Source organism: Serratia proteamaculans, from assembly GCF_004684015.1.
GTDB lineage: Bacteria > Pseudomonadota > Gammaproteobacteria > Enterobacterales > Enterobacteriaceae > Serratia > Serratia proteamaculans_F.
Genome location: NZ_SRIA01000010.1, coordinates 111,163 through 136,509, shown reverse-complemented (window position 1 = coordinate 136,509; position 25,347 = coordinate 111,163). Strand labels below are relative to the sequence as shown.

Here is a 25,347-nt window from a genome sequence, read left to right as displayed (position 1 = left end):
GAAACCAGCCCGGCGGGTATAAATGAACTTTTTATTCTGAAAAACGCCGTCAGCGTTTAGCCTCGCCAGAAAGGCTTGTGCCCTTCCCGCCGTGCATCAGGGCGCGTCAGGCCAATATCCGCCAACTGCGCGTCGTCCAGCAGCAGCAAGGATTGGCGGGTAAGATAACGCTGCCAATAGAGTCGCCAAAGGAGAATTAATCGGGTCTGACGGGGGGCGGGTACGTCGGCAACAAGAACAGTCATCATTCAATCTCCTTCGATTTAGCTTGAGGTTGATGATGCGCTGCGGACAAAAAACAATACAGATTCAAGCCGGCAGTATTTTTTCCATACAAAAGCTGTCTCTGCCGGTCTGCATGGTCTAATTTAACTTCATCTGTACCGGTTTTTCCTCCATCCACACTCATTCTGGGCATCTGTATGACACGCTACGCCACACTGGCCGCGATCCTCAGCCAACGCATTGAACAGGGGCTTTACCCGACCGGCGATCGCCTGCCTTCGGTACGCATGTTGAGCCAGGAACACGGCGTCAGCATCAGCACGGTGCAGCAGGCCTACCGTCTGCTGGAAGAGAGACATCTGGTAGAGGCCCGGCCAAAGTCGGGCTATTTTGTGCAGGCGCGACGGAATTTGGCCGAACTGCCCGCTGTGACCCGCCCGGTGCAGCGACCGGTGGATATTTCACAGTGGGAGCAGGTGCTGGAACTGATCCGCAACAAGCCACGCGAAGACCTGATTCAACTGGGTCGTGGCATGCCGGATATCAGTGAACCGACGTTGAAACCGCTGATGAAAGCATTGGGGCATATGGGCCGCCACGGCGATCTGCGCAGTCTGCATTTCGACAGCATTCAGGGCGTGCTGGGGTTACGTGAGCAAATTGCCCGCCTGCTACTCGATTCCGGTTGCCAGATGGATGCCGATCAGTTGGTGATCACCACCGGCTGTCACGAGGCACTGTCCGCCGGGCTGCGCGCGGTATGTCAGCCAGGGGACATTGTGGCGGTGGACTCCCCCTGCTTCCACGGCACCATGCAGACGCTGAAAGGCTTGGGGATGAAGGCGTTGGAAATCCCCACCGATCCGCTCACCGGCATCAGCCTGGAAGCGCTGGAGCTGGCGCTGGAACAGTGGCCGGTCAAAAGCATCCTGTTGACCCCCAACTGCAATAATCCGCTGGGTTACATCATGCCGGAAGCGCACAAGCAACGTTTGCTGACGCTGGCGCAACGTTTTGACGTGACGATTATTGAAGATGACGTGTACGGCGATATCGCCTACCAATATCCGCGACCGCGTACCATCAAGTCCTTCGATGAAGATGGACGGGTGCTGTTGTGCAGCTCTTTTTCAAAAACCTTGGCGCCCGGTCTGCGCATCGGCTGGATTGCCCCCGGCCGCTATCTGGAGCGCGTGCTGCACATGAAATATATCGGTACCGGATCCACCGCCCCCCAGCCACAGCTGGCGATTGCCGAATTCATCCGTCACGGCCACTACCTGCAACACCTGCGGCGCATGCGCGCCCGCTACCAACAAAACCGCGACATCATGACCGGTTGGATCATGAAATACTTCCCTTCCGGTACCCGCGTCAGCCAGCCGCGCGGCGGCTTTATGCTGTGGATCGAACTCGATGAAGAGTTTGATACCTTGCGGCTCAACCGTCATCTGGAGCAACAGGGCGTGCAGATCGCCGTCGGCAGCATTTTTTCCGCCTCCGGTAAGTACCGCAATTGTCTGCGTATCAACTATGCCTATGCACCGAAGCTGATGCCCGAGATAGAGCAAGCAGTATTGCGGGTCGGCGCAACCATCCAGACACTGATGCCAACCCTCGAAAATACATTGGCGCAATCGGATTAATAGTTGGCGGGATCGGATTATCAGCACAGCGCCTAACCTCCTAGAGTGAAACCTCACCCAATGAACAGGTAAGGAAGGTTGTATGTCTCAGTCTCAGGTTTGGTTAATTACTGGCAGCTCACGCGGTCTGGGTCAGCAGTTGGCACATGCGGTGCTGGCTGCCGGGCATCGTCTGGTGGCGACTGCGCGCCAGCCACAGCAGTTGCAACCCCTGGTGGACAGTTTTGGCGATCGGGTGGTTACCCTGGCGCTGGACGTCACTGATGCCGCAGCGGCGAAACGCGCGGTGCAGTCGGCGGTTGAACACTTCGGCCGGCTCGACGTGCTGGTCAACAACGCCGGTTACGGTAACATTGCCACCGTGGAAGAAGCCGATGAGGCCGATTTCCGCGCCCAGATAGACACCAATTTCTATGGCGTTTTCAACCTCACCCGTGCCGCGCTACCTATCCTGCGTCAACAGGGCTGCGGACATATCATTCAGATCGCCAGCATCGGTGCTCGCCTGGGTATGCCGGGCCTTAGCGCCTACCATACTGCCAAATGGGCGGTCGAAGGTTTCTCCGAATCGCTGGCCAAGGAGATCGCCCCGTTTGGCGTGAAAGTTACCATGGTGGAACCGGGCGGTTTTCGCACCGACTGGGCAGGTTCGTCGATGACCGTCGCGCCGATCGGCACAGCTTACCAACCGCTCTTCGCCCCAATACTGGACTACCTACAGCAACATAACGGCAATCAACCCGGCGATCCGGCCAAGGCCGCACAGGCCATCTTGCAATTGGCGTCGATGAACCAGCCACCGTTACGCCTGTTGCTGGGCAGCGATGCGGTATATTTAGCCCAACAGTTATTAACGACGCGAGAGGCAGAAGATGCGGCCTTCCGAACGCTCAGTCTGAGCACCGATCGGGACGACAGCCAGCCGGATCACGCCGCTTTGGCGGCTCTGGTGACCGGTAAATCATAAGGAGTAACAATGAGCAGCGATCAGATCGCCCTGTCCAGTGCGCTCTCGGTACGCCTGAGAACGCTGGGCGTGGATATCGAACGGGTCGGCCAACTGGCCGGTCTCCCGAGTGGGTTACTCAAGGAGCGGCGTGAGAAGGTCAAACTGTCCACCCGGCAGTTCTTCGATATCTGGCGCGCCCTCGCTCAGTTGACCGACGCCAACTTCGGCCTGCGCCTGGGCGGTGATGTACCGCCGGAGCATTATGACATTGCTTCGGTCGCTGCACTGCATTCCGCCACCCTCGGGGACGCGTTGCACAAGGTCGCCCGTTACAAACGGCTGCTGTGTCCGGAAGAGCTGATGCTGGTAGAAGATGGTGACAGTATCCGCCTGCACACCCGTTGGACCATGGCCGAAAGCCATGCCCCGGCGTTGCTGATTGATGCCATGTTCGCCTCGATCATCACCCTGTGCCGCCGCGGTACCGGTCAGGCGATACGGCCAAGGGCGATCGAACTGACCCGGCAGCCCGATCCCGCCTCGCCACTGCCACGCCACTTCGGTTGTCCGGTGCATTTTAATGCCCCGCTGGATGTGCTGGTGTTTGACCGCGCACTGATGCGCCAACCCTTCATCACCTACAATCAGGACATGCTGGCGGTGCTGCTGCCGGGGCTGGAGGTCGAACTAGCCAGGTCACTGCAGAGCGACGATTTGCCCAACCAGGTGATGGCGATCCTGGGGCGCAGCATGCGCGGCCAGCGTCCGAGTGTGAACAGCGTAGCCGCCGAGCTGTATGTCAGCCCGCGAACGCTGCAACGCCGCTTGCAACAGCATGGCTACAGCTATCAGCAACTGCTGGATAAAACCCGCCACCGCACCGCCTGCAAACTGTTGGCCGAAACCAGTCTGGAGCCGGGCGAAATCGCCTTTGTCCTCGGATTTGAAGAATTGAATTCGTTCAGCCGCGCCTTTATCCAGTGGGAAGCGCAAACGCCGAACCGCTGGCGCAGCCAGCGTCTTGCCGACCACGGAGAGAACCTGTCATGAAAATCATCATCTTTGGCACCAGCGGTATGGTCGGCCAGGGCGCACTACGCGAGTGCCTGCGTGACCCGCAGGTGACGGAAGTCCTCAGCATTGGCCGCAGCGTGCTGGCGCACAGCCATGCCAAATTAAGGCAATTGACGCTACCCGATCTGAGTGATTTATCCGCCGTAGAGGCACAGTTTGCAGGTTACGACGCCTGCTTTTTCTGCCTGGGCGTCTCATCAGCCGGCATGAACGAAGCGCGTTACCGTTCCTTGACTTATGACCTGACGCTGGCCGCCGCCCGTCCACTTGCGCGGCTGAACCCGGCGATGACCTTTATTTATGTTTCCGGCGTCGGCACCGACCGCAGCGAACGCGGCCGCAGCATGTGGGCCAGGGTCAAGGGCGCAACCGAGAACGCCTTATTGGCACTGCCTTTCCACGCCGTGATGTTCCGTCCCGGCGCTATTGTGCCGCTGCACGGCATCCGCTCAAGAACCCGGATTTATGATTTGCTGTATCGGCTATTCAAACCGCTGTGGTTTGGCGCGCTGCGTCTGTTCCCTCGTCAGGTCACCACCACCGAACGAGTCGGGCTGGCGATGCTGGCGGTGGCACGCCACCAGACGACGCTGCGGGTCATTGAGCCTGAGGAGATTAATCGTCTGGCGCTGCCATCCGCGGGATGATTCTGCTATGTTAAAGCCGCGCGCGTGGGTCGCCCCAGTCCCACGCTTTCGCCACAGTGACAGAGACAGTCTGCATGCCGTCAAAGATTTTATTCAGCGCCTGCCTGGCCGGTTTTAAAGTTCGCTATAACGGTTCTGACAAGCCCTTGTTCAGCGCCACCCTGCAGCGTTGGCAGCACGAAGGCCGCCTGGTGGTGTGTTGCCCGGAGCTGGCCGCCGGCTTTTCCACCCCGCGCCCCTCGGCAGAAATTACCCCATCCGCTGAAGGCGCCACGGTACTGGCTCAACGGGCAAGAGTGGTTGAAGTCAGCGGTGGCGACGTCACCGCCAGCTATCTGCTCGGCGCCCATCTGGCGCTGGAGACCGCACAACGGCACAGTTGCCGCTTTGCCCTGCTCACCGACGGCAGCCCATCCTGCGGCAGCCAGTTTATCTACGACGGCTCTTTCAGCGGCCAGACCAAACCCGGTAGCGGCGTCACCGCCGAACTGCTGCGCCAAAATGGCATTGAAGTGTTTTCCGACCGTCAGATCGACGCGCTGATCGCCCGGATTGAAGCCGTGGAACACGCCTAGCGCTGCAAGTGTTGCGCCAGCCGCTGCTGCAGGTGCGAAATACCCTGCGGGTGATGGATAAAGCGCTCGATAGCCATCATCTGCCAGCGCTGCCCTTCATCGCCCAAGCGAATGGTGGCAATCTGCTCCGGCGTGATGTGACCCAGCATAAACCAGGTCGGCGGGTAGCCGGGGAAAACCCCTTCGTAACGCTGCCGTAAACTCACCTGCTGTGCGTCAATCTGCAAACCGAACTCTTCCAGCGTTTCCCGCTGCACGCATTGCAGCGGCGTCTCATCCCCTTCGCGCCCGCCTCCCGGCAGATCCCAACAGCCGGGCCAGGGAATATCCGCCTTGTCGTCACGCTGGTAGGTCAGCAAATGGTCACCGCACAACAGTGCGATTTTCGCGCCACCAAAAGCGGGGTTATCAATCTGCGACATGTTGATCCTCTTAAAGAACGGTATTTTACGCCTGTCCTTGGCCGTTTGACTGCTCAGACCACGGGTTACCATGGCTGTTTGCACGTTTTAGCTGAACAGGACAAGGTTTTTTGCCGTGGTGAAACCCTTTTTACGCAGTGGCAGTTTAGATGATGTGCTTGCATTGGGCGAGAATGGGCAACCGGTTTACGCCTGCGCACTGCAATTGCGAGAAACATTGCGCATTCGCCAACAGCAACCGGCCGCCGATTGTCTGGCTGTCCCGCAGCCGAACGAAACGGGCACCCGCATTGACTGGTATTCCCCTTTCCCAGGGAAGGTGACGTCCTGGCTGGCAGCCAGTGATGCCCAACGCGCGCAGGCCGTGCAGTTGCTGGAACAAAGCCTGGCGACATTCCGTACTCTGGTCGCTCAGACACAGACTCACCCGCACCCCAGCCACCGTCTGTTTGGCGCATTGTTGGCCAAGGCGATGCAAATCCCCGACCCAAATCATGTTTATCTGGTCGATGGCAAACCGGTATTGACCTTCTGGGGCTTTATCAAACCAGCCGCTCAGTGCCAGGACGACCCGCTGGCGTGCCTGCGCCCGGCCGAGGAAGAAAAACCGACGCCTATCGCCACAACAGCGCGACCGGTGACGGTTGCCGTAGCCAAACCCGTCCCGATACCTGAAGTCACTCCCTCAGTGGCTACCGCACCTGCGCTGCCGCGCCACCAATGGCTCCGCTATGCATGGCTATTGCCTGTGCTGATGCTGATGGCTCTGTTGGTTGGCGGGCTGAGCCGCCCGAACACCCCAACCGTTGCGGCTCCCGTGGCGCAACCACCGGTTCTGCCGCAACGCGCCGCTGCGCCGCTATTCAAACTGCAACTGCCGTTAGCGCCAGCGACGCTGATGCCGCCGGAACCGGTTGTCTTGCCGGTCAGCAAACATGCGCTGGTGCTGCCCAGCGATTCGGTCAAAGTCGGTTCAGTCCGTTTTCTGAACGGCAAATGGCGAGCCACTGTGGCACTCAAAGATCTGCCCACCGGTAAACGTCCCAGCCTGCAATACCGCATCAAGGAAGGGAAAGGCACTGCTAGCATTACTTACGGTGATGCCATCACCTGCCGGGTACCGATTGAGGCCGGGCTGATGCAGTCCGGCAATCTGGTGATCAACAGCCGTACCAAGGCACGTTGCAGTGACGGCAGCCGCTACTCAATGCCGGAAATTACCTGTACGCAAAATGAAACCGGCCCGGCGGCCTGCGTCGGTCGCTACGATGCCCAAACGGTCTATCCCATGATGTTAAAGCGCGAGAGTAAATAATGCTGGCCCCTCTTACCGATTACCCACGCAGCATGACGCTGATTCAGGATAGTGGCATTCAATTTTTGGACTTCGCCCTGACGCCGGTTCTGGACGCTGAGTTTCCGGGCAAGTTTGTCCGCCAGACCGCCAGTGGCCCGCTACTGCGCCTGCAATGGGATGCCGACAGTGGCAAATACCTGTTGCCTGCCCAACCGGGGCAGACCGCAGAAGTGGTTCGCCCGGAGTTCAGTCATTCTCTGCAGCAATCACTGCAACTGCTGGATAAAACCTGGCTGCCGCTGCCTTACTTTCGGTGTACTTCATCAGGGGTGTTTTTGTCCGGGCCAGATAACTGGGCCCGCATGCAGACGCGGTTACTCGATAGCCCCGACCAGGACGGCAACCTGCTGCGGGTGGTCCTGGCCTTTGATACCCGGCTCGCCGCCGCAGGCCAGGAGGCACTCGCCCCCGGCGAAAGCGATATCAACACCGGGATCGGCTTCTCGCTGGGCCATCAAAACCATGAACTGGGCGAATTTCTTGACCTGACCTGGGTAGACAGTTGGCTGCGTGAAGTCTTTAGCCAATCCGCGAGCAGTCTGGAACTTCGCAGCGAATCAGAAATAAACGCCGGGCTGAAAACCTTCGAATATCAGGCGCACTACCTCAATCTGTTGAACCTGCTCGGCAGCCAATTAACGCTGCCGCAGATAAAAATCATCGGGGAGACGCCGCAACAACCCGCGATCAACGTAGATCTGATTTTGGATGTCGGCAATTCGCACACCTGCGGGGTGCTGGTCGAAGATCATCCGCAAGAAAATAATGGCCTGAAACAGACCAATGAACTGCAGTTACGTTCGCTGTCTGTACCACATTGCGTTTACAACGAGTTGTTTGAAAGCCGGGTCGAGTTTGCCCAGGCGTCATTTGGCAAACCTCACCTTTCATACCAAAGCGGCCGCGATGATGCCTTTGTCTGGCCTTCCATCGTCCGCGTGGGCCGGGAAGCCGCGCAACTGGCCCTGCGGCGGGAAGGGACCGAAGGCACCACCGGCATTTCCAGCCCACGCCGTTACCTGTGGGACGAAGAACGCTACGCGCCCGGCTGGCGTTTTAACAGCCAACAAGAACCTATGGCTGCCGCCGCGCCATTAAGCTCACTGATCAACGACGAGGGTGTCCCACTGTCTGCGCTGCCGGTAGATGAGCGGTTGCCGGTTTTCGCCGCCCATTATAGCCGCAGCGCGGTCATGGCCCTGATGCTGAGCGAGCTGTTGGCGCAGGCACTGATGCAAATCAACAGCGTCGCCCAACGCAGCAAGATGCCGAATGCCGCCGCCCCGCGCCGTCTGCGCACCCTCATCCTGACATTGCCTTCGGCGATGCCCAAGCCGGAACGTGAAATTTTCCGCCGCCGCATGCAGGAGGCGATTGGCCTGATATGGAAAGCCATGGGATGGCACCCGCAGGATGCTCCATTCAGCGCTGAGCAAGCCCGTATGCCAGTGCCGCAGGTGCATATGGAATGGGACGAAGCCACCTGCGGCCAGATGGTTTATCTGTATAACGAAACCCAGGTCAATTTTGCCGGCCGCACCGACGCCTTTTTCGCCGCCATGGCCCGGCCGGACCGACCGCCAGTGCCGGGAGAACAACCGGGAAAATCACTGCGTATCGCCTCTATCGATATCGGCGGCGGCACTACCGATCTGGCGATTACCCAATACCGGCTGGATGATGGCGTAGGTAACAACATCAAAATCAATCCGCGTCTGTTGTTCCGTGAAGGATTCAAGCTCGCCGGCGACGACATTTTGCTGGATGTGATTGGGCAATTTATCTTGCCCGCCGTACAGCAAGCGTTTGAGCAAGCCGGGGTCAGCGACGCAGCAGCGACAATGGACAAGCTGTTTGGCAATCAGGGGCGTATGGATGGGTTTTCCACCCTGCGCCAGCAGGCCACGCTGCAGATTTTCATGCCCGTCGGGCGCGCGCTGCTTAGTGCCTATGAGGATTACGATCCGCTGGACAGCCACGCGGAAATCGCCGCCACGCTGGGCGAACTATTGCCACAGATGCCCACCCTGCAAGTGCTGGCATTTATCAATGACGAGGTTCAGCGCGGATCCGGCAACGCCGCCTTCGACATTCTGCAGACCCCGCTGGTGATCCGGCTGGGTGCCGTGCATGCCGCGTTCCTGTCCGACCGCATCGGCATCAGCCACTGCCTACGTCTGCTGTGTGAGGTGGTCGCCTTATACAACTGCGATGTGTTGTTGCTCACCGGCCGCCCGGCATGTTTTCCGGGCGTTCAGGCGCTGTTGCGCCACCTGCAACCCTTACCCGCCAGCCGAATTTTGCCGCTTGAGGGTTATCACACCCGCAGTTGGTACCCCTTCAACAAAAGCGGACGCATCGATAACCCTAAATCCACCGCCGCCGTGGGCGCCATGCTGTGCCTGTTGGCTATCGACCTGCGGCTGGAGAGTTTTTACTTTAACGTCGGCGACTTCCAACCTTATTCCACCATTCGTCATCTGGGCATGCTGGACAGCAATAACATGCTGGCAGACGATAATGTCTATTATCGCGATATCGATCTGGATTGCGCAGACTTTGCGCTGGATCCCGACAGCTATTTCCAGCTACGTGGCCCGCTGCGTCTGGGATTCCGTCAATTGGATAACCCACGCTGGCCGGCATCGCCGCTCTACACGCTGACCATTACCGATGCCGCTCTGGCGCGCAAACTGGCTGGCGATGCGGTCATCAGCCTGCGTTTGGCCATCACCGGCAATGATCGGCAAGGAGCCGAAGGCGTCAGCATTGCCGAAGCCTGCCTGGCCGACGGCACGCCGGTGCCCGCAGACAGTCTGCAACTAAAACTCAATACCCTGGCAGCCAGCGCCTCTGGCGCAACCCATTATTGGATTGACAGCGGGAGCATTTATCAGCGATGAAACTTATCACCTCCAGCCGGCCCGAGCCGATAAACAGCCTTGGAAACAGCATTGAACAGGCGATTGACTGGGTGGCAGCTACCCGGCAGCAGTCCACTCGACTGAACCGGGAGGCCGATAACCTGACAGTCCGCCTGCGCCGCAGCTACAACCGGGCCAGGCAGTTGGACAGCGCTATGCATCAGCCCCTGACCATCGGCCTCTATGGCCATAACGCCGCGGCCAAGGCCCACTTGTTGGCCGCGCTGGCACCCGGTGCCAGGCTATTGACCGAAGATGCCACGCTGGCGGTACGCTACCGCTGTGGTGACACCCAAAATCCGCCGTCTTACCCTGTTACCGTTTCCCTGCTGAATGAGGCGCAGTTGGTTGCCATGTTGATTGGCAGCGCATTGATGGGCGGTTTTCGACCGGATTGGGATGCCCGTGCCATGGCCGCACATCTGCAGGCACTGGAGCGTCTCCGCCAGCCGATGGCTATCGGCGGGCTGGACAGCAACGCCATGGTAGCGCTGTGGGACAACCTTCGTCTTCAGGGCGGCAAATGGCAAACGCCGCTGGCAAGACACTTCTGGCCACACGCCATCTCACTGGCACCCTATTTGAGCGTTGACGACCGCGCCGGGCTGTTCGCACCGCTTTGGGGCGAGGGTCCGGCACTGACCACCTGTTATCGCCAGTTGGCGCATGCCCTGCACGCCCTGGGCCACTGCGAGCGCCTGTATGCCCCCCGCCAGGTATTGAGCCAGGATGAGGGGATTGTGCATGCCCAGACAATCCATGCATCGGCCGGGGAAAAACTGGCCGTGTTGACGGAACATGGCGACGAGGGGGTGATCGCGCTGGCCGATCTGGCGTGGCTGGCGGCTTCGGTCACTACAACCTTGCCAGCAAGGGGAAGCGTCGGGTTGCCAAACAACATCGACCTGCTAGACCTGCCGGCCGGCAGCCCATGCCTGGGCGCTGGGCTGATACAGCGCATGCAACAGGCGAAACGCGCCAACCTGTTAATTCAGGTTGCCGATGGCCTGCATGCCAGTCTGCTGCTGGTCAGCGATGCGGCCAGTACCCCACAAGACGCCGGCGCGGCAGGCAATGCACTGGCCTATTGGGTCAGGCAAACGCAGGGAGAAAACGCCGAGCTACGCAGCCGCCGAAAGCCCGGTTTAATCTGGGCGGTCACTGCGTTCGACTCACGCCAGGAGGGTAAACCGCGCCCCGACGACGCGGTTCAACGCTATGTCGGTGAACCGGGCGAAAGTTGGGCCACCCTGCTGGCGATGGATGAAAGCGACTGCCAGCGCATGGTGGCCTGGCTGGCAGCGCAGGCGCGCCCGACCTTGAAACAAGAACGCATTCTTGAACAACGGCAGGAACTGCAACGCGAACTGACGGAAAGCCTGCTCGGCAACTGGCTGCATACAGCGGACCCGCAATTAAAACAACAGCGTGTCCAGCAGTTACTGCGCAAATTGCAGGCGCAAGCCGGCATACACGGCGAACTGCTCGAGTGGTTGCTGCCGCTGCCCGATACCTTGCGCCAACAATATCTGCAACAGCAGCAGACGCTACCCGCCCCGGTAGCCAGAACCGCGCCGTTCGATATGGAGATTGACCTGTTTGGCGAGGAGGCTGCGCACGCCGACGCGGCAACGAAGTACGGCGATTCTTCCTTTGCTCAACGGGTGTTTACCGATTGGATCAACCATCTGCGCAACCTGCCGGACAATACCCCATTGTTGACCTTGCTGGGCGTCGATAAACAGCATCTGGAACTGCTGGTTGATGGGTTAATCGCCGCCGCCTGCCGGTTGGACATTGCCGAATCGCTGGAGCGCGCGTTATCTGCCGGAGTGTTACCGGAACAAGCAGAAGACCGACAGGTCAGCCAGGCCTTCGCGATACTGAGTGATTTCGTGACCTGGTTGGGCTTCCAGCAGCGCGAAGCGGCTTTACGTCCCGCCAGCCGAATCAATCACGGCCAACCCATCTTTACCCCTCCACCGCAGCCCGCCGTGGACTGGAGTCACCAACAGCGGTTAACCAAACTGGCCCCCACCCCGGCGAGAAATACCGCGTTTTATATCTACGACTGGTTGGTTGGCCTGCAGACGCTGTTGGCGGAGAACGTGGCAACCGAGGCGAAAGGCACAATCGATGAAGCTGCACATCAAGCGTTGGCCGCCATTGTCGCCCCGCTTAACGCCGAGGCAACGCCAATTATTTAAGGTATAGTGAAAAAACCGTTTTCACCACAGGCGAACAATAGCGATGAACTCTCCGTTTCTGGTTACTCCGCAATGGCTTGCGCAACATATCAACGATGAAAATCTGGTCGTGGTTGATGTCAGAATGTCCCCGGTCGGCCTGGTACCGAAAAAAGACATGCTGGCCGAATTTGAACGCGGCCATATCCCAGGCGCGGTGTATTTTGACATCGATGACGTCGCGGATAAAAACACCACCTTGCCGCATATGCTGCCGACGGCAGAGGAATTCAGCGCGGCGGTGGGGAAATTGGGCATCAGCGAACAACAGACCATCGTGTTTTATGACGAAGGCAATCAGTTCTCAGCCCCGCGCGGTTGGTGGACTTTCCGCAACTTTGGTGCTCAGCAGGTTTATGTGCTGGACGAAGGCCTGAACGGCTGGACAGCTCTGGGCCAACCGCTGGCGACCGGCGCGGCGCAGCGCTCGCCGCAAACCTTCAATGCCCGTTTCAATGCGGACGCGGTAGTCAATATGCAGCAGGTGGAACAGGCGCTGAACAGCGAAGTGCAAATCCTGGACGCGCGCGCCGCACCGCGTTTTTACGCCGAAGCACCAGAGCCGCGCCCGGGTCTGCACCGCGGCCATATTCCCGGCAGTATCAATATTCCTTACGGCGAACTGCTGGAAAATGGCCGTTTCAAATCGCTGGAAGCACTGAAGCAAACCTTCAGCGACAAGGGTGTGAATGTCGACGGGCCGATCATCACCAGCTGCGGCTCCGGCGTCACGGCAGCGGTACTGGCTTTCGGCCTGCTGTCACTCGGCGCACCCCAGGTGAAACTGTATGACGGTGCATGGAGCGAATGGGGGGCGTTAAGCGGCAAACAGCCGATCGAGCAGGACTAGCTGTTGAGCCAATCGGCGACGATTGACCACACTGCACTGCGGGTTGACAGCCTGACTTGATATTGATAATCATTATCAATATTGAGTTTCCAATCAGGATCTGCAGGATGTGGATCCCAGGAGTCACCCGCAATGTCACAGTCGCCGATCACACCTTACACCACCACTTGCTGCATCGTTGGCGGCGGCCCCGCCGGGCTGATGCTAGGCTATCTGCTGGCTCGGGCGGGTATAGACGTGATGGTGCTGGAAAAACACGCCGATTTCCTGCGCGACTTTCGCGGCGATACGATTCATCCTTCGACGTTGGAAATCATGCATCAGCTTGGCCTGCTGGAGGAACTGCTGGCACTGCCGCACCAGCGCGCAGAAACGCTGCATGCCGAGATCGCCGGGCGTGACATTACGCTGGCCGACTTCACCCACCTGCCAACACGCTGCAAATTTATCGCCTTTATGCCGCAGTGGGAATTTCTCAACTTTCTGGCAGCAAAGGCCACCGCCTTTCCTGAATTCACCCTGATAAAATCGGCGCAGGTACATCAGTTGCTATACGATCGCGGCCAGGTCTGCGGGGTGCTGGCGGATACGCCGGAAGGCCCTGTTCGCGTACGTTGCCAATTGGTGATCGGCACTGACGGACGTAACTCGGTGGTACGCGAACAGGCGGCACTCAGCAGCCGCTGTTTTGGCTCACCGCGTGACGTATTGTGGATGAAGATTGCTAAAAAGCCCGGCGATCCGGCCTGGTCGATGGGGCACACCGGGCCAAAGCAAAACTTCATCATGATCGACCGGGGCGAATACTGGCAGTGTGGCTATTCAGTCGACAAGGGCAGTTTCGGGGAGATCCAACAGGAGGGGCTGGAAAAATTTTTGCTGCAGATCGCCGAGATTGCCCCCTTCCAGGACCATCGCCTGCAGGATATCGTCAGCTGGGATCAGGTGAAATTATTAAGCATTCGTATCGATCGACTGGATCAGTGGGCAAAACCGGGCGTGCTGTGCATTGGCGATGCCGCACACGCCATGTCGCCGATTGGCGGTGTCGGGGTGAATCTGGCAATTCAGGACGCGGTCGCCACCGCCAACGTGATTATTCCTCCGCTGCGCAGTCAGTGTTTGCAGCTCAGGCACCTGCTGCGCGTGCAACGCCGCCGCAGCTTTCCCACCAAAGCCACCCAGTTCCTGCAAATTAAAATGAGCCAACGCAGGCCGAAAAAACGTCAAGGTAGCGGCGGATCCAGTCTGATGGCCCGGGTTGGCAACAGCCGTTGGCTGCCACGTTTATTTGGCCGGATTATCGGGCTGGGGTTCCGGCGAGAAACGCCGAAGCATCTTGCAGATTGAGGGCTTGCTGCGGTCAAAAATACGTAATGGGCACAATCGATATATTAATCATCTTCCAGCAGGGTAATGCCCATTTTATCCGCCAGTTCAAACAAATGTATTAAAACGCTTTTATCTGTTACTGATACCGTTTTAGCAGTAATAGATAACTCGTTTCCATTCAAACGGTCGCCAAACAAAACATAGGCATTGCCGGGATACTGTTTTGACGGCCAAATCAGCCCCTGAATATCTTGATGTTGTGCATGGATAGCTTCAGCCCACTTGCGCGTGACCTGATAGTGCGCAGCATCACAATGTGCGACCTTTTTAGAAGCTCTCATCTTGGCCAGGCCGGGTTGATCTAGTACTGCAAGCTGCAATTGGGCATTCACTGCCAGTTGGGTATGAACCAACCCCGAAAGTTGTTTGACGTTGAACTCAACATATTGTTGTGAGAAATCGACATCGTGCAAAGGGACTTCACACAACGCCACCTTGGTATTATCACCAGCATAAATCGTGGCGATCACATTATTGTATTGGTCGATAATCGGGCTAAATCGTGCGTCGCCCCCAAGGCTATTATTAAAAGCATCGCCAGCGTACTTTTCTCGATGAATTCGATAAAGCGGCGTCCCTGCCTTAACAAGATACTTGTTAATATTGACCTTTCCTACCGGGGGCAGTAAGTCATCATCCATGCTGCGCTCCCGCCTTTTCTATAAGAGCGGCATGTAACACCGCAGCAGGATCTTGCTTCATCAGATCTTTGGGTTTTTTACCCTCCAGCCAGCTATTGGCCGTGCCCATCCAGCTCGCTATCGACCAGGCGCTGGTGCTGTCACCAAAAACGGTCAATATGTCTTTGAGGATTTTTAACGGCTGGTAAGCCTCATCCAGTGCATAGGCCGGATAGCGGTCGTGCCCCTCAACGTTGATCGCAAAAATCTTCCCTCGTTGTTTCCAACCGTTTGGGCCTGCGCTACGGTTGCGATTTTTAAAACCTGCCCGGTCAGAGAGTTCTGCAGATGTCAGCCAGTTGGCATCTGCCAGAAGGTACTGGCGAAGGTCCTGCTTCCTTTCTTCATTGCGGGCCTGAAACTCGGGAAAACCGGCAAAGATACTGGCGGCAGGCAAAGCTTTTTCGCTATCGACATCCACCCGGGCCGCCGGTATCTTACCTGTCGCAGACTTGGTGACCATATCCCAGGCAATCTCCAGCATTTGAATCGCCGCATTGGGATCGACGGCAGGATCATTGATCATGTCGGTAAGCTTTTTCCTCAGGGCATTATTGCCGACGTCACTGTTGCAATCCGAACCGGTGGTATGAGTATCGGGATCAATTTCAATCACCAAAAATCGCGCCGAATGCTTACTTGGCTTAAGATGCTGTAGCTGATCGGCAGTAAGCATTTGCATAACGGTACGATGTCCCTGACGACGATGGGTTTGCTGTTTGAGTGTCATACTTCCTCCGGCATGCAGATATTGCGTATATTGAGTATATCTCGTATGCACTAGGTTGTCTAAATCTTCGCCAGTGGCGGCGTTGCCCTTTCAGCTTGTTCGCCGTTTCTCATTTCTTACAAGAGGTCCCTATGTTCACCATCCGCCAGGCTTTGAGCGGTGATTTAGCGCAGGTTCGTGATGTGGGTATGCGCACCTACCAGGCCCATTTTGGCAACCTTTGGCACCATAAAGAGGAATTGGACGCTTTTCTGGCGCAAGACTTTGCTGTTGAAGCGCTACAGAAGACGCTGCAGGATACGGATGTTTGCTGGCTATTGGGGTATGAAGACGACAACCTGGTGGGTTATGCGCGGCTGAATTTCAACAGCCTGCTGGCACCCACCGAACAGGTCGGTGCAGAACTGCAGAAAATCTATTTCCTGCCGGAATATGCAGGCCAGGGTTACGGCCAGCACTTTTTTGAACAGGTGCAGCTGCGGGCGATCGAACGTAAGCAAAAAACGTTGTGGCTGGAAGTGTTGCAGCGCAATACCAGCGCCCAGCGTTTTTACCAACGCCAGGGGCTGAGTATTTGCGGTGAAACCTGCTACACCAGCGCCCAGGGGTCCATCGGCATCTGGTATATGTCAAAGCCGCTGTAACCTCTAGCCCGGAAACTCCAGCGCGCCGGTCAGATCCCCCAGCGGTTTTTGGCTGCGCGCCGCCATCGCTTTATCGCGCTCCGTTAGCCCGTCCAGCGGTGGCAGATCAAACACCCGGCTGATTAATCGCAGGATCGAGCCGGTATCGTACACCTCATGATCGACGTAGCCTTTGCGGGCAAACGGCGAAACCACCAATGCCGGAATACGTGAACCGGGCCCCCAACGATCGCCCTGCGGCGGAGCCACATGATCCCACCAGCCACCGTTCTCATCAAAGGTAATCACCACCACGCTATTTTCCCATTGCGGGCCATTGCGCAGGCTGTTGATGATATGAGCAATATGACGATCACCGGCCTCCACATCGGAATAACCGGCGTGCATGTTGAGGTTACCCTGCGGTTTGTAAAACGCCACCGGCGGCAAAGTCCCCGCTTCGACCGCGGCCAGAAATTTATTGCTGCCGGATGAATCGCCAATGCCGCCGTCACGCAAATGCGCCTCACGTGCCTGTGGGTTACCCGGCCCCAGATTTTCGAAATAGTTGAACGGTTGATGATGGTACTGAAAATCCGGCGCACCGGGGAAATCGCCCTGATCCTTGCGGTTGTCCAGCGCATACTGCCAGCCCCCGGCATACCACGCCCAATCGATCCCTTTCTGGCTCAGTAAATCGCCAATATGCTGATGCTTCTGCGGTGGCATAACATTGGGCATGGTGGCATCCGCCAGCGTCGGGTCTTTCTCATCCTGAGTCCACGACGGCCAGTACGGCGGTGCCATGGTGTTGACCGCATAGCCATCCGGCGTCAGCAGGCTCTTGCCAAACAGCGGGATGCCGAACGAGGCGCTAACCGGCGAGTCGCCCAACGGCTTCAGACGCGAGTCTGTCACGTCATCGCTTTCCAGCAGGGCAATGCCGTCTTTGGCGACGGAGTTTTGTACCTCAGGGTAAAACGGCGGGCGGGCGCAGATCAGATACTGATGATTCAGAAAGGAGCCGCCAAATGCCCCCTGAAAGAAGTTATCGCAAAGCGTAAATTCTTGCGCCAGACTCCACAGCCGCAGGTTGTAAGCACCGTCACCGTAATAACCCATGGTCAAAGCACCTGAGTCGGCCCAGGCGACAAACTTGTCGTTTTTGCCGCCGTTGATCTGCATTTGATTCTGGTAGAACACATGCCATAAGTCGCGGGTGACCACGCCGTGCGGCAGGTTTTCGCCCTGTGGCCCGGTCAACACAAACGGCTGATTGGGCAATTGATTGGTAAACACCGCGTCTTCACCAATTTGATAGTTAACGTGCCCAACCTCCTGGGCCTTGGGCACCAGGCCTTTCCAGATCGGCGGCAACGAGTCCAGCAGACTTCCGTCGCGATCGCGCTGTTGGTACTCCTCTGGCTTGAGTGCCGACAGCGGTTTTTCTACCCCAGGGAAATTGGCGAACAGGTTATTGAAGCTGCGGTTTTCGGCGTAGATCACCACCACATTTTTCACATGACGCCGCAACAACGGATTTTGCGCACTGGCCGGCAGAGCGCTTAGCAACACTTTCTTGTTACCCTCGGTCGCGGCCCTAGCCAACGGCGCAATGGAGGCACCAACCCCTAACGCTGTCGCCCCAGCCAGAAAACGCCGACGTGCCGGGTTGCTCGGCTGCTGCTCTTCCGCCGACGGAGGTAGATCTTTGTGCGGTTTATCGCTCATAGGCATTCCCTCGAAAATAATTAACATGTTGATTTATTATTAATTTATTTAAGGATCATTATGCTATGGCAAAATTATGAACGAAATGTGACACCCGTCGGCAGGTTAGCATTTGGCAACACTTTCGCGAACTTCGCCGCAGTTTCATTAAAATCCTGCGGCTTTAGCGGTTAGCGATCGTCACGTTGCAGCATCAAAAATATCAGCGCCAGCGTATTGGGCACCATATACAGCATCGCACCCAGCTGCACCGCCAGCGGGTTATCCTTGGCCTGCCAGGCCATAAACCAGTCGCCAGCGACCACCATAAACCCGAGGCCCCATACCGCGATCGCACAGAGCGTGCCCAGCATGGCCCAGGCTTTTCCCCTGGCAAAAGCCGCGTAAGAATGGCCCAGATGTTTCAGCATCAGCACCACGCCAAAGGCAGCGGTGATGCCGGCCACAGACTCCAGCAAAGTGATCATCGCCAGCCCGACCCGTCCGGCCCATTCAACGCTGATAGCCCGCCACATTAATCCAGGAACCTGATAGGTATCCTGCATGGCCAGCAGCGGGGCCACGGCATGTTGGGCAGTCCCGGAAAAATCGGCGGTATTATTGAGCAGGCTGAAGATCCCCCACAGAGCCGGGAACAGTGACAGGACGATGCAACCCAGACGTGACACAGTGATTTCGTTCATAATTATCCCTAATTTATGGTGATGTATAACCCGGAGTTCCTTGTATTGCAGCAGTTTAACTCAGGGTAGATAAACGGCGACTACCGTTCCCCCCAACAAAGTGTTCTGAGAATCATTGCCCTTTCACTGCCCAGCCTTGAACCTTATATCGCCACCAGCCCACGCACGCCGTCTTGCTCCATCGCGCTGCCGGCACCGCGTTGGACAATACTGCCGCGCGACATCACCAGATAGCGGTCCGCCAGCTCGGCGGCAAAATCATAAAACTGTTCCACCAGCAGGATGGCCATATCTCCCTGGGTCGCCAACTGTTTGATCACCGCGCCGATCTCTTTGATCACCGAAGGCTGGATCCCCTCCGTCGGCTCATCAAGGATCAATAACTGCGGTCGGCAGGCCAGCGCACGCCCAATCGCCAACTGTTGCTGTTGGCCACCGGAGAGATCGCCGCCGCGCCGATCTTTCATCTGCAACAGCACCGGGAACAGTTCATAGATCTGATCCGGAACCTTACGCGCCTGGCTACCGGAAAAACGTGCCAGTCCCATCAGCAGATTTTCTTCCACCGTCAGGCGGCCAAATATCTCGCGCCCCTGCGGGACATAGGCCACCCCGGCCTGCACCCGCTGATGGGGTTTTCTGCCGTTAAGGCTTTCACCCTGCCAACTGATGTTGCCGCTCTTGGCCGGGATCAGCCCCATCAGGCATTTGAGCAAAGTGGTTTTCCCTACGCCGTTACGCCCCAGCAGGCAGGTCACTTCGCCGATATGGGCTTCAAACGACAGGCCGCGCAAAATATGACTGCCGCCGTAATATTGATTCAGTTCGTTCACTTGCAACATAGCCACTCCTAACGCCCAAGGTATACGTCGATCACCTGCTCGTTGGCCTGTACCTGCGCCAATGATCCTTCTGCCAGCACCTGGCCCTGATGCAGCACCGTGACGTGGTCGGCAATGGTTTCGACAAACCCCATGTCGTGCTCCACCACCATCAGCGAATGCTTACCCGCCAGCGAGCGAAACAGTTCGGCGGTGTACTCGGTTTCCGCATCTGTCATGCCGGCCGCCGGTTCATCGAGCAACAACAGGTGTGGCTCCTGCACCAACAACATGCCGATCTCAAGAAACTGTTTTTGCCCATGAGACAACAACCCGGCAGGACGATGGCGTTCATGGCCCAGCCGCAGGGTTTTCAGCATTTCATCGATGCGGTCGCGCTGTTCGCTGCTCAGTTTGGCGCGCAGGCAGGCCCATACCGACTTCTGCGTTTTCTGGGCGATCTCCAGATTTTCGAACACCGTCAACGCCTCAAACACCGTGGGCTTTTGGAACTTGCGACCGATACCGGCCTGGGCTATCTGTCGCGAGTCCAGCGCGGTCAGATCGACGGTTTGATCGTAAAACACCCTGCCGCTGTCCGGCCGGGTCTTGCCGGTGATCACATCCATCAGCGTGGTTTTCCCCGCACCGTTGGGGCCGATCACACAGCGCAGTTCACCCACCCCGATCTGCAGCGAAAGATCGCTCAGGGCCCGGAAACCGTCAAAACTGACGTTGATCTTGTCGAGCAGCAGTACCGGATCGGTTTGCTGGCGGTATTTATCTGCCGGCAGCGGCTGGGTGAACAGCTCTTCGGTCATTTGCAGCGAATTCATTGTGATTTCCCTCTGCGCAGCAGGCCAATAACCCCTTTCGGCAGGAACAGCGTGACGATGATAAACATCAGACCGAGGAAGAACTGCCAGTATTCCGGAATCGCCATGGTGAACCAGCTTTTGGCACCGTTGACGATACCGGCCCCCAGCAACGGCCCCACCAACGTGCCGCGTCCGCCGAGCGCCACCCAGATGGCGGCTTCAATCGAGTTGGTCGGGGACATTTCGCCGGGGTTGATAATGCCTACCTGCGGCACATACAGCGCCCCGGCCAGCCCGCACAGCACCGCCGACAGCGTCCAGACAAACAGTTTGAAACCTTTCGGATCGTAGCCGCAGAACGTCAGGCGGTTTTCCGCATCGCGCACCGCCGTCAACACCCGGCCGAATTTGCTGCGTGCCAGCACAAAGCCGATTGCCAGACTGGCGGCCAGCAGCAGTACCGTGGTCAGGAACAGCGCCACACGCGTGCCGGTAGCGGTAATCGGGAAGCCCAACAGGGTAGTGAAACCGGTAAAACCATTGTTGCCGCCAAAGCCGGTTTCGTTACGGAAAAACAGCAGCATACCGGCGTAGGTCAACGCCTGGGTCATGATGGAGAAATACACCCCTTTGATTTTTGAGCGGAAGGCGAAATAACCGAAGATAAAGGCCAGTACGCCGGGCACCAGCACAATCAGGCACAGCGCCCAGGCGAAATACTGGGTACCGCTCCAAAACCACGGCAATTCATTCCACGAAAGAAACGACATAAATGCCGGCAGGCCATCGCCCGCCGCCTGGCGCATCAGATACATGCCCATGGCATAGCCGCCAAGGGCGAAAAACAGCCCATGCCCCAGCGACAGCAGCCCGGCGTAACCCCACACCAGATCAAGCGCCACCGCCACCACCGCATAACACAAGATTTTACCCACCAGCGTCAGGGTGTAAGTGGAGATCGCCAGCGGATGCTCTGCCGGCAGCAGCGCCAAAAACGGCATGATCAGCAGCGTAAGCAACGCCAGCCCGCCGATGCCCAGCGCCAGCCGGGGCGCCTTCTGCAGGCCGGTTACAGTCAATGGTTGGCTCATCAGTCGATCACCCTGCCCTTGAAGGCGAACAGTCCCTGAGGACGTTTTTGAATAAACAGCACGATCAGCGCCAGGATCAGGATTTTGCCCAATACAGCACCTATCTGCGGTTCAAGAATTTTATTGAGAATACCGAGGCCAAAGGCCGCCACCACGGTCCCGGCCAGTTGACCAACGCCACCGAGTACCACCACCAGGAACGAGTCGATGATATAGCCCTGACCCAACTCCGGCCCGACGTTGCCCAGCTGCGACAGCGCCACTCCGCCCAGCCCGGCAATGCCGGAACCCAGGCCGAACGCCAGCATATCGACGCGGCCGGTGGGGACGCCGCAGCAGGCGGCCATGGCGCGGTTTTGCGTCACGGCGCGCACGTTCATACCCAGGCGGGTTTTATTTAGCAGCAACCAGGTGAGTACCAACACCAGCACTACGAATAGGATCACCGCGATACGATTCCACGGCAGCACCAGGTTGGGCAGTAACTGAATGCCGCCCGACAGCCAGGCCGGGTTGGCAACCTCAACGTTTTGCGCGCCAAATAACACCCGAACCAATTGGATCAGCACCAGACTGATCCCCCAGGTCGCCAGCAGGGTTTCCAGCGGCCGACCATACAGATGACGGATCACCGTGCGCTCCAGCGCCATACCAATGCAGGCGGTGATGGTGAACGCCACCGGCAACGCCACCAGCGGATACAGCGCCAGCCACTGCGGCGCAAACTGCTGAAACAGTCCCTGCACCAGATAGGCGGAGTAAGCACCGAGCATCAGCATTTCGCCGTGCGCCATGTTGATCACCCCCAGCAGGCCGTAGGTGATCGCCAGTCCGAGCGCCGCCAACAGTAAGATCGAGCCGAGCGACAGGCCGGTAAACGCCTGGCCAATCAGGTCGCCGATCATCAGCCGGTGTTTGACGCTGGCCAGGCTTTTCAGCGCTTCGGCGCGTACGGCAGCGTCAGGTTCATGGGCGGCATCGGTCAATGCCTGCAATCGCGTCTGGGTTTCCGCTGCCCCCGAACTGCCGAGCAACCGCACCGCATTGAGGCGCACTTTGGCATCGGCGTCGGTCAGTTGCAGATTGGCCAGCGCGATGCGGAGCGCCTCATGCACCCGGCTGTCTTTTTCCTGCGCCAGGCGTTGGGTCAACAGCGGTAATTGATCGTTTTGCGCCTCCTGCTGCAGGGCCTGCGCCGCCTGTAAACGCAGCGCCGGATCTTCACTGACCAGCCGGTGGGTCGACAGCGCGTTGGCAATCAGGATCCGCAGCCGGTTATTCAGCCACAGTTTCTTTGGCGTACCGACCGGGGCAGCACTGCCTTCCAGCGGCTGGTAACGATCGCCCTGCTGGATAAAGGCATGTTTGGCCTCGTCGATCACCACGCTTTCCTGCTTTAACGCCTGCAGTAACGGCAAGCGCGTAGCATCCGGCGCTGTCGCCCACGCCTGCAATAATTTGGCCTGCTGCGTACGGTTGGCCGCAGCAAAGTCATCGGCCGGCCCCGCCTGCGCGAACATGGGCAGGCAGCACAGCAATAACCACAGATGCCTGAGATGGCTTAAAGATAAAAGTTTCATCAGATGTCTCGTCGCAATAGGGCTTGGCTCAGTCAACCCCCGCCGTAACGGGGGGCCGGGCATGACTTGCCTAATCCTTGTCAGTTAAGGTGATAATGTTCCCTCTCCTTTGGGAGAGGGTTAGGGTGAGGGGATGCACTCCAACACTAGCCCCTCACCCCGGCCCTCTCCCTCGGGAGAGGGGGACGCCCACTTAAACAACGTCATACATTCTTAGAACTTTGCTTAACTGACCGGCATTAGGTATTAGTTGCCGCCTTTTACCGGGCTTTCCGACTTTTTGTCGTTGCCGGCAATGTACGGGCTCCACGGCTGGGCGCGTACCGGAGCATCGGTTTGCCACACCACGTTGAACTGGCCGTTGCCTTCAATTTCGCCAATCATCACCGGTTTGTGCAGATGGTGGTTGGTGGCATCCATGGTCAGGGTAAAGCCCGAAGGGGCGGCAAAGGTCTGCCCGGCCATCGCGGCGCGTACCTTATCAACGTCCGTGGTACCGGCCTTCTCGACCGCCTGCGCCCACATGTGGATACCGACATAGGTGGCTTCCATCGGGTCATTGGTTACTGCGGTGGCGTAGTTCGGCAAGTTGTGCGCCTTGGCATAGGCCCGCCATTCGCTGACGAACTGCTTGTTGGTCGGGTTATCCACCGATTCGAAGTAGTTCCAGGCCGCCAGATTACCCACCAGCGGTTTGGTGTCGATGCCGCGCAGCTCTTCTTCCCCTACCGAGAAGGCGATCACCGGCACATCGGTGGCCTTGATGCCCTGATTGGCCAGCTCTTTGTAGAACGGCACGTTGGAATCACCGTTGATGGTGGAGATCACCGCCGTTTTGCCACCGGCGGAGAATTTCTTGATGTTGGCGACAATGGTCTGGTAGTCGCTGTAGCCAAACGGCGTATAGACCTCTTCGATGTCTTTATCCTGAATGCCTTTCGAGTGCAGGAAGGCGCGCAGGATCTTGTTGGTGGTACGCGGGTAAACGTAGTCGGTACCCAGCAGGAAGAAGCGTTTCGCCGATCCGCCGTCTTCGCTCAGCAGGTATTCCACCGCCGGGATCGCCTGCTGATTAGGCGCCGCACCGGTATAGAACACATTGGGCGACATCTCTTCCCCTTCGTACTGCACCGGGTAGAACAGCAGGCCGTTCAGCTCTTCAAACACCGGTAACACGGATTTACGCGATACCGAAGTCCAGCAGCCAAACACCGCCGCCACCTTGTCCTGACTCAGCAACTGACGCGCCTTTTCGGCGAACAGCGGCCAGTTGGAGGCCGGATCCACCACTACCGGCTCGAGTTTTTTACCCAATACGCCGCCCTTGGCGTTGATGTCATCAATGGTCATCAGCGCCACGTCTTTAAGCGGCGTTTCAGAAATGGCCATGGTGCCGGACAACGAACTCAGGATACCGACCTTGATGGTATCGGCGGCCTGCACGCCCCAGGTCATCCCCATGCCGATCATGGTGGCGGACAGCGCGAAAGCTTTTATAAAGTGACGACGTTGCATATTTCAAACTCCTGATGTGTGTTGGAAAACAGGTTCAAAAAAAACTCACGTGAGACTGTCTGGTGGCTGAAGCCGCGCTTGATGCAACATGTGTAAAGTTATTTTTCTGACCTCAGCCTTACTGACGGCAATATGGTTACTGAGCAGCGTTTGCGCCTCCCCGGTTTGCTGTTGCAGGATCGCCCGCAAAATGGCGGCGTGTTCGTTATAGGTCGCCTCTACCCGACTGCCCTGGGTGAAGTCCAGCCGACGAATGATGCGAATTTTCTCGGTCAGCTCGCGATGAATACGTGCCATTTCGCCGTTGCCCGCCGCCGCCACCAGCGCCATATGGAACTGTTCGTCGTGCAGCGAGACGGTTTTGCCGTCTTCCAGCCGTGGCTCGTCGATCCAGAAACTGCCGAGCGCCTCCAGTTGCAACGGCACTTCATCCATTGGCCGTGTGCACAGCCGTTTGACCGCCTCACACTCCAGCACGATGCGCAGGTCATACAGCTCCTCGAAGTAGGCAAAATCGAACGGTCGCACCTGCCAACCACTGCGAAAATGCACTTCGACGTAGCCCTCGCGCTCCAGCCAAAACAGTGCCTGACGCACCGGCGTACGGCTGACGTCCATGCGCAGCGCCACTTCGTTTTCGCTAAAGCGATCGCCCGGCAGCAGCTGAAAATCAAAAATGTCGTCCTTAAGCTGCAGGTAGATACGCTCCGCCAGCCCCTCCGGCCGCGCCTTGCTGCGGTTATTGGTGATTTGCATCGCATTCCTCTC

Annotated in this window: 23 protein-coding genes; 11 read left to right on the top strand and 12 right to left on the bottom strand. The window is 57.9% G+C overall.

The window, feature by feature from the left end; all coding sequences use genetic code 11:
* Positions 1-56 precede the first annotated feature (56 nt).
* Positions 57-245 carry a DUF1127 domain-containing protein gene (locus E5C26_RS07335; protein WP_135315967.1) on the bottom strand — a complete coding sequence of 63 codons (189 nt, stop codon included), beginning with the start codon at positions 243-245 and terminating at the stop codon, positions 57-59.
* Between the two features lie 177 nt (positions 246-422).
* Between E5C26_RS07335 and E5C26_RS07330 the strand changes: the two genes are divergently transcribed.
* The 5 genes from E5C26_RS07330 to E5C26_RS07310 all read left to right on the top strand — a co-directional run bounded on the left by E5C26_RS07330 (position 423) and on the right by E5C26_RS07310 (position 5,116).
* On the top strand, positions 423-1,871 hold the full coding sequence (locus E5C26_RS07330) for an aminotransferase-like domain-containing protein (protein ID WP_135315700.1): 1,449 nt from the start codon (positions 423-425) through the stop codon (positions 1,869-1,871).
* An 82-nt stretch (positions 1,872-1,953) separates the two neighbouring features.
* Positions 1,954-2,838 (top strand): oxidoreductase, encoded by an 885-nt coding sequence (locus E5C26_RS07325; protein WP_135315699.1) that lies wholly within the window; start codon positions 1,954-1,956, stop codon positions 2,836-2,838.
* 9 nt (positions 2,839-2,847) lie between these two features.
* Complete coding sequence (locus tag E5C26_RS07320; RefSeq protein ID WP_135315698.1) at positions 2,848-3,870, top strand: AraC family transcriptional regulator; 1,023 nt, start codon at positions 2,848-2,850, stop codon at positions 3,868-3,870.
* Positions 3,867-4,541, top strand: coding sequence for an epimerase (locus E5C26_RS07315; protein WP_135315697.1), 675 nt, complete (start codon positions 3,867-3,869; stop codon positions 4,539-4,541). Before E5C26_RS07320 ends, E5C26_RS07315 begins: the two co-directional genes overlap by 4 nt.
* Positions 4,542-4,615: 74 nt before the next feature.
* Positions 4,616-5,116: a DUF523 domain-containing protein gene (locus tag E5C26_RS07310; protein ID WP_135315696.1), complete on the top strand. Its 501-nt coding sequence runs from the start codon at positions 4,616-4,618 to the stop codon at positions 5,114-5,116.
* On the opposite strand, the gene E5C26_RS07305 is transcribed toward E5C26_RS07310, so the two are convergent.
* Positions 5,113-5,538, bottom strand: a complete 426-nt coding sequence (locus E5C26_RS07305) for an NUDIX hydrolase (protein ID WP_135315695.1) — start codon at positions 5,536-5,538, stop codon at positions 5,113-5,115. The two genes, E5C26_RS07310 and E5C26_RS07305, sit on opposite strands and share 4 nt — an antisense overlap.
* A 115-nt stretch (positions 5,539-5,653) precedes the next feature.
* On the opposite strand from E5C26_RS07305, the gene E5C26_RS07300 reads away from it, so the two are divergent.
* The 5 genes from E5C26_RS07300 to E5C26_RS07280 all read left to right on the top strand — a co-directional run bounded on the left by E5C26_RS07300 (position 5,654) and on the right by E5C26_RS07280 (position 14,265).
* Positions 5,654-6,853, top strand: coding sequence for an SrfA family protein (locus E5C26_RS07300; protein WP_135315694.1), 1,200 nt, complete (start codon positions 5,654-5,656; stop codon positions 6,851-6,853).
* A complete protein-coding gene (locus E5C26_RS07295; RefSeq protein ID WP_135315693.1) occupies positions 6,853-9,798 on the top strand; it encodes a virulence factor SrfB in 2,946 nt (981 codons plus the stop codon). Before E5C26_RS07300 ends, E5C26_RS07295 begins: the two co-directional genes overlap by 1 nt.
* On the top strand, positions 9,795-12,026 hold the full coding sequence (locus E5C26_RS07290; protein ID WP_135315692.1) for a virulence factor SrfC family protein: 2,232 nt from the start codon (positions 9,795-9,797) through the stop codon (positions 12,024-12,026). The genes E5C26_RS07295 and E5C26_RS07290 overlap by 4 nt, the downstream gene beginning before the upstream one ends.
* Before the next feature lie 43 nt (positions 12,027-12,069).
* Complete coding sequence (gene sseA / locus E5C26_RS07285) at positions 12,070-12,915, top strand: 3-mercaptopyruvate sulfurtransferase (protein ID WP_135315691.1); 846 nt, start codon at positions 12,070-12,072, stop codon at positions 12,913-12,915.
* Between the two features lie 132 nt (positions 12,916-13,047).
* Positions 13,048-14,265 (top strand): FAD-dependent oxidoreductase, encoded by a 1,218-nt coding sequence (locus E5C26_RS07280; RefSeq protein WP_135315690.1) that lies wholly within the window; start codon positions 13,048-13,050, stop codon positions 14,263-14,265.
* Between the two features lie 44 nt (positions 14,266-14,309).
* Here E5C26_RS07280 and E5C26_RS07275 read toward each other — a convergent pair whose 3' ends face one another.
* Both E5C26_RS07275 and E5C26_RS24775 read right to left on the bottom strand, forming a co-directional pair.
* Positions 14,310-14,948, bottom strand: a complete 639-nt coding sequence (locus E5C26_RS07275) for an RES family NAD+ phosphorylase (protein ID WP_135315689.1) — start codon at positions 14,946-14,948, stop codon at positions 14,310-14,312.
* Positions 14,941-15,717, bottom strand: a complete 777-nt coding sequence (locus E5C26_RS24775) for an MbcA/ParS/Xre antitoxin family protein (RefSeq protein WP_240775919.1) — start codon at positions 15,715-15,717, stop codon at positions 14,941-14,943. Before E5C26_RS24775 ends, E5C26_RS07275 begins: the two co-directional genes overlap by 8 nt.
* Positions 15,718-15,848: 131 nt before the next feature.
* On the opposite strand from E5C26_RS24775, the gene E5C26_RS07265 reads away from it, so the two are divergent.
* Positions 15,849-16,361 (top strand): GNAT family N-acetyltransferase, encoded by a 513-nt coding sequence (locus E5C26_RS07265; RefSeq protein WP_135315688.1) that lies wholly within the window; start codon positions 15,849-15,851, stop codon positions 16,359-16,361.
* A gap of 3 nt (positions 16,362-16,364) precedes the next feature.
* Here E5C26_RS07265 and acpA read toward each other — a convergent pair whose 3' ends face one another.
* The 8 genes from acpA to E5C26_RS07225 form a co-directional block, all read right to left on the bottom strand.
* Positions 16,365-18,071, bottom strand: a complete 1,707-nt coding sequence (gene acpA / locus E5C26_RS07260) for an acid phosphatase (RefSeq protein WP_135315687.1) — start codon at positions 18,069-18,071, stop codon at positions 16,365-16,367.
* Positions 18,072-18,241: 170 nt separating this feature from the next.
* Complete coding sequence (locus E5C26_RS07255) at positions 18,242-18,754, bottom strand: DUF2165 family protein (RefSeq protein ID WP_135315686.1); 513 nt, start codon at positions 18,752-18,754, stop codon at positions 18,242-18,244.
* Positions 18,755-18,897: 143 nt separating this feature from the next.
* Complete coding sequence (gene urtE, locus E5C26_RS07250; RefSeq protein WP_135315685.1) at positions 18,898-19,596, bottom strand: urea ABC transporter ATP-binding subunit UrtE; 699 nt, start codon at positions 19,594-19,596, stop codon at positions 18,898-18,900.
* Positions 19,597-19,604: 8 nt separating this feature from the next.
* Positions 19,605-20,411: an urea ABC transporter ATP-binding protein UrtD gene (gene urtD, locus E5C26_RS07245; protein WP_206194244.1), complete on the bottom strand. Its 807-nt coding sequence runs from the start codon at positions 20,409-20,411 to the stop codon at positions 19,605-19,607.
* On the bottom strand, positions 20,408-21,484 hold the full coding sequence (gene urtC / locus E5C26_RS07240) for an urea ABC transporter permease subunit UrtC (protein ID WP_135315684.1): 1,077 nt from the start codon (positions 21,482-21,484) through the stop codon (positions 20,408-20,410). Before urtC ends, urtD begins: the two co-directional genes overlap by 4 nt.
* Entirely contained in the window at positions 21,484-23,064 is a 1,581-nt protein-coding gene (gene urtB / locus E5C26_RS07235; RefSeq protein WP_135315683.1) for an urea ABC transporter permease subunit UrtB, read from the bottom strand. The genes urtC and urtB overlap by 1 nt, the downstream gene beginning before the upstream one ends.
* Positions 23,065-23,310: 246 nt before the next feature.
* Positions 23,311-24,579: an urea ABC transporter substrate-binding protein gene (urtA, locus tag E5C26_RS07230; RefSeq protein WP_135315682.1), complete on the bottom strand. Its 1,269-nt coding sequence runs from the start codon at positions 24,577-24,579 to the stop codon at positions 23,311-23,313.
* Positions 24,580-24,624: 45 nt separating this feature from the next.
* The gene (locus tag E5C26_RS07225; protein WP_135315681.1) at positions 24,625-25,335 is read right to left on the bottom strand and encodes a GntR family transcriptional regulator; all 711 of its coding nucleotides are present in this window, start codon (positions 25,333-25,335) and stop codon (positions 24,625-24,627) included.
* Positions 25,336-25,347: the final 12 nt, after the last annotated feature.